The sequence below is a fragment of the Micrococcus sp. NPDC078436 genome (assembly GCF_040702705.1).
Lineage (GTDB): Bacteria > Actinomycetota > Actinomycetes > Actinomycetales > Micrococcaceae > Micrococcus.
This window is the reverse complement of sequence record NZ_JBFBLX010000028.1, coordinates 1-4,787: the sequence shown is the minus strand read 5'-3', so window position 1 is coordinate 4,787 and position 4,787 is coordinate 1. Positions and strand designations below refer to the sequence as shown.

The window sequence follows — 4,787 nt, the reverse complement described above, 5'->3', positions numbered from 1 at the left end:
CCCGATGTGCTGGGGCTGGGGCGGCCGACGGCGGGCTGACCCTGCTCAGCCGGAGGCCGGGCCGGCGTCCCGGATTCGTCACGCTGGCGTGACGACTCGTTCACGTTCGGGCCGCCGGTACGGACGGTCAGTCGCCGATGTCGAGGATGCAGAACTCGTTGCCCTCCGGGTCGGCCATGACGGCCCATCCGAGGTCGGCGCGACGGTCGTCGACCATAGCGGCGCCCATGCCCCGGGCGCGCTCGACCTCGGCGTCGCGGGTGGAGCCGCCCTCGACGGCGAGGTCCATGTGGGCGCGGTTCTTGACCGTCTTGGCGTCCGGGACGCGGTAGAAGAGGACCGTGTACCCGTGCGGCGTGACGAGGTAGCACTCGTCCGATCCCGGTTCGTAGGCATCGGGCTCGGTGATCTCCCAGCCCATCAGCTCGCGCCAGAACTCGGCGATCGCATAGGGGTCCAGGGCGTCCCAGGTGGTGTGCGAGAGGCGGAGGCTCATGGGGCCATCGGACCACAGGACACCCGTGCGGCGACAGGCCCCGCGGCGTGCCGGATGACCCCGGGTGACCTGGCCTGCGGGAGCTGCCCCAGCGTCCGGTGCATGGTCTCCGACGTCTCCTCCCCTTCGTCCTCCCGCGCGGCGGCGTCTTCGACCGCGTCGTCCTGGTGCACGGCTTCGACTCGGACGTCCACGCGCACTGGTTCGACTGGCTTGCGGGCCAGGTGCCGGGGCTCGAGAGGATCTCCCTGCCGGACGCCGGCGCCCCCACGGCGCTCGCCGCCGTCTCCGAGCTTCCGGGGCGCGGCGGGCACGACGGTCGGCTCAGCGCACCGTCTCGTCCGCCTCGCCCGTGATGCCCAGCTTCTCGGCGACGTAGTCGACGTCCTTGTCCCCGCGGCCGGAGAGGTTCACCAGGATGCGCTGGTCGGTGCCCATCTCCGCGGCCATGCGGATCGCCCGCGCCACCGCGTGGGAGGACTCGAGCGCCGGGATGATGCCCTCGAGCTTCGCGAGCCGCTGGAACGCGTCCAGCACCGCGGCGTCGTCCTCCGCCACGTACTCCACGCGGCCGAGCTGCGCGAAGCGGGCGTGCTGCGGGCCCACGCCCGGGTAGTCCAGCCCCGAGGCGATCGAGTGCACGGGGTCCGGCACGCCGGCCTCGTCCTGGAGCACCTTCGTGGCCATGCCGTGGATGATGCCGTCCACGCCCCTGCCCATCGTCATCGCGTGCTCGCCCTTGGCCCCGGAGCGGCCTCCGGGCTCCACGCCCACCAGCCGCACGTCGGCGTCGTCGAGGAACGCGGTGAACGCGCCCATCGCGTTGGACCCGCCGCCCACGCACGCGACGACGGCGTCCGGCAGCGCGCCGAAGCGCGCCTGGAACTGCGCGCGGGCCTCACGCCCGACGACGGCCTGGAAGTCACGGATCATCGTGGGGAAGGGGTGCGGGCCCACCACGGAGCCGATCGCGAAGAGGTACCTGTCCGGGTTCTGCGCGTAGACATCGAACGCGGAGTCCACGGCCTCCTTGAGAGAGCGGCCCTCCTTCTCCACGGAGACGACCTTGGCGCCGAGCAGGCGCATGCGCACCACGTTCGGGTGCTGCTTGGCCACGTCGATCGCGCCCATGTGGATCTCGCAGTCCAGGCCGACGAGCGCGGCCGCCGTCGCCAGGGCCACGCCGTGCTGGCCCGCGCCGGTCTCCGCGATGACGCTGTGCTTGCCCATGCGCTTGGCCAGCAGGACCTCGCCGAGGGTGTGGTTGATCTTGTGCGCGCCGGTGTGGTTCAGGTCCTCGCGCTTGAGGACGATCCGCGCTCCGCCGAGCTCGTCGGAGAGGCGCTCGAGCGGGGTCAGCGGGGAGGGGCGCCCGACGACGTCGCGCAGCAGGCGGGCGTACTCGGCGTAGAACGCGGGGTCATGGCGTGCCTCCGCGTAGGCCTCGGCGACCTCGCGCATGGGGCCGGCCAGCGGGGGCGGCAGGATCGCGCCGCCGTAGGTGCCGAACATGCCGTCCTCGGAGGGCGCGAGGTCCGGGGTGTGCACGAGGTCCGTGGCCTCGGCGAGGGTGCGGGGCTCGGCGGCGTCCGGCACACCGGCGGTGGTGTCGGCGCCGGCGATGTCCGCGGCGGTTCTCAGGGCGTTGTCCTCGGGATTGCGGTGCGTCATGGGGTCCTCCTGGTGGGTGGTGCCCGCCGGAGCCGCTCATGCGAAGAGCCGCCCGGCAGGCGGGCGGCTCGTGTGTCAGGTGCGCGTGACAGGGGCCGCCCTCAGGCGGTCCACCACTGCGCGCGCGTCTGCATGACAGTGAGGGTACGCCCCCGGGAAGGCGCAGGCTCATGCCCCCCCGTCCATGACGCCGACACATGATCACCATGCGAAACAACGTCTCACATCGTGGATGGGGATCGCCCGCTCGGTGAACGGCGATTCACTCTGTCTCCATGACGACCACCGCACCCGAGACGACCCAGACCGCCGACGCCCTCGCCGTGCTCGCCGCCGTGCCGGGCATGCGGTACGCCGAGTTCCTCACCGCCGCTCCCGCCGTGCCGGGCATCGTCGCCGTCGTGGCGGACGACGAGGCCGGCGCTGCCCTGGGCGTCGCCACCGACGTCCTCGCCGTGGACGCCGCCGACGAGAGCCTGCAGTGCCGACGGGCGCGCGTCGCCTTCCAGTCCGGCCGCACCGCCGCCTCACCCGTCCGCCAGGCGCTCGCGGCCCTGCTCGCGGACACCCTCGACCTGGACGTGGAGCCCACCAGCCCGGGCGCCGCCGGGGAGGGCTTCGCGCTCACCCCCGAGTCCGAGGACGAGCTCACCGCGTGGATGCGCGCCCACCTGAGCCTGCGCGCCTGGGTGACGCAGGATGCCGCATCGCTGGGGGAGGTGGCGCGGGAGGTGGCCGCCGCGCTCAAGCCCGCGCTGGACCCGGCCGACGCCCGCGTGGGCGAGCGCCTCGCGGCGATGACCGCCGCCGCCCGCCGCTCCGCGACGATCTGAGCAGGCCCCGCTGGGCCGGCGGCGTCTCCGTGGTGTTGTCCTGCGAGATCGCCCCGCACAGGGCCGCGCGGCCGCCGCGGTTCATGCCGCCGATCGCGGCCTCGAGGTGCTCCCCGCCCACGTTGTCGAAGTAGACGTCGATGCCGTCGGGGGCGGCGTCGGTGTCCACGACGGTGGCGTCCTGGCCGGCCAGCACGCTGTGCTCGCGCCAGCCGAGCTGGTGGAGGACGGGGGCGCCCACGGGCAGGTCCGCGTTCCGGGAATCGATCACCGTGCCGACGGCGCCACCCTCGAGCGGGGCGTCGATCTGGAACGGGGGCACGTAGGACTTCACGTCGTTCATGCGGCCGCGCATGTACGGGTCCACGGACATCACGGCGTTGGCCACGAGCACCTGGCCCTCCTCGAGCGGGGGGAGGTCCACGGTCTCGAGGCGGAAGTCCTCGGGCGTGGGGGCGCCGTGCGGGCGTGCGGCCAGCACCACGTGGCGTGTCCGCGCGGGGCGGTCGGCGGGGCGCGGCCTACCCTGGGCCCATGGACACCACCGCCGCGAAGCTGACCGGGCTCGGCTTGATCTGACCCATGACGCTCCTGGGCCGGATCGCCGTCGCCACCCTCTGGGCCGTCCTCCTCGCGGCCAGCGTCGTCGTCCTCGCCCCGGGCAGCGCGCCGGGGCAGTGGCTGGGCACGCGGATCCCCGTGGCACAGGCGCTCGCGTTCCCGGGGGTGTTCGGCGCGTCCGCCGTCGTCCTGGGCCTGGCGGCGCTCCTCCTCTCCGCGGCCCGGGCGCGGCGCGTGAGCCCGCGGGTCAGCGCCGTCGTCGCCGGACCGGCCGTGACGCTGATGCTGCTGGGCGTCCTGCTGAGCGCGTTCCCGGTGGGGCCGCCCTGGTCCGTGGGCCCGGCCGGCGCCGTCGGGAACACGGGTCCGATGCTGCGGGTCACCGTGTTCAACAGCCTCGACACCCTGACCGCGGCGGACGTCGACCGGCTCGTGACCCACCTCGACCCGGACGTCCTCGTGCTGCCGGAGGCCTCACCGGACCGCGTCCGCCGGGCCGTGGCGGGGACGGGCTTCGCCGGGGGTGTCCACTCGGCGACCGAGGCCGGATTCAGTGCCGGCCGGCCCGCAGGGGTCGCGCCGACGACGATCGCCGTCCACGCACGCCTCGGGGCCGTCACCCCCGGGGACCCGGTCCCGACGACGTTCGGCGCGGTCCGCCTCGACCCTGCCAGCCCGGCGTCTGAGGACCCCGGCCCCCACAGCGTCCTCCCCGCGATACTCGGGGTGCACACCGCCCCGCCCGTGCCCCGGTTGATGGATGCGTGGCGCGCCGACCTGGAGAGGCTGGCCGTCGCAGACGCCGATGCCGTGGCGGACGGCGGGCCACTGATCCTCGCCGGCGACCTCAACGCCACTCTCCGGCACGGGCCGCTGGCGGCCCGGACGCGACTGGTGGACACGGCGGCGCAGTGCCCCGGGAGCCCGGAGGGGACGTGGCCGGCCGAGCGGCCCGCCTGGCTCCGCACCCCGATCGACCACGTGCTCGTCACCCCCGACGTCGAGGTGGTCGACTGCGCGACGCTGCGGGTCGGTGCGTCCGACCACCTCGCCTACGCGGCGACGCTCCGCCTGGTGGGCGACCCTGTGGGCCGGGGTGGGGGTGTCGGTTGAGAAATGCCATGGGCTAGATGTGATGTCCAGGGACGTTGTTGCGTGAACAGCTGACAAGCGAAGGCCTCCTGTTGCGAGAGTGGAGTTGTCGAGAAACCGCTCACGCGAACAGA

Annotated in this window: 5 protein-coding genes and 1 pseudogene; 3 read left to right on the top strand and 3 right to left on the bottom strand. The window is 74.0% G+C overall.

Annotated elements, in window-relative coordinates; translation table 11 throughout:
• Window positions 1–127: 127 nt before the first annotated feature.
• On the bottom strand, window positions 128–496 hold the full coding sequence (locus AB0302_RS11310; RefSeq protein ID WP_248115835.1) for a VOC family protein: 369 nt from the start codon (window positions 494–496) through the stop codon (window positions 128–130).
• Window positions 497–594: 98 nt separating this feature from the next.
• On the opposite strand from AB0302_RS11310, the gene AB0302_RS11305 reads away from it, so the two are divergent.
• Window positions 595–852 (top strand): hypothetical protein, encoded by a 258-nt coding sequence (locus AB0302_RS11305; protein WP_366372154.1) that lies wholly within the window; start codon window positions 595–597, stop codon window positions 850–852.
• Here AB0302_RS11305 and trpB read toward each other — a convergent pair.
• Window positions 821–2,167, bottom strand: coding sequence for a tryptophan synthase subunit beta (trpB, locus tag AB0302_RS11300; RefSeq protein WP_366372153.1), 1,347 nt, complete (start codon window positions 2,165–2,167; stop codon window positions 821–823). The genes AB0302_RS11305 and trpB overlap by 32 nt on opposite strands.
• Before the next feature lie 275 nt (window positions 2,168–2,442).
• Here trpB and AB0302_RS11295 point away from each other — a divergent pair, with 275 nt between their 5' ends.
• Entirely contained in the window at window positions 2,443–3,000 is a 558-nt protein-coding gene (locus AB0302_RS11295; protein WP_366372151.1) for a hypothetical protein, read from the top strand.
• A 1-nt stretch (window position 3,001) separates the two neighbouring features.
• Here the strand turns inward: AB0302_RS11295 and AB0302_RS11290 are convergent.
• Window positions 3,002–3,484 (bottom strand): annotated as a pseudogene (locus tag AB0302_RS11290) (hypothetical protein); the annotation flags it as partial.
• A 98-nt stretch (window positions 3,485–3,582) separates the two neighbouring features.
• Between AB0302_RS11290 and AB0302_RS11285 the strand changes: the two are divergent.
• On the top strand, window positions 3,583–4,674 hold the full coding sequence (locus tag AB0302_RS11285) for an endonuclease/exonuclease/phosphatase family protein (protein WP_319076403.1): 1,092 nt from the start codon (window positions 3,583–3,585) through the stop codon (window positions 4,672–4,674).
• Window positions 4,675–4,787: the final 113 nt, after the last annotated feature.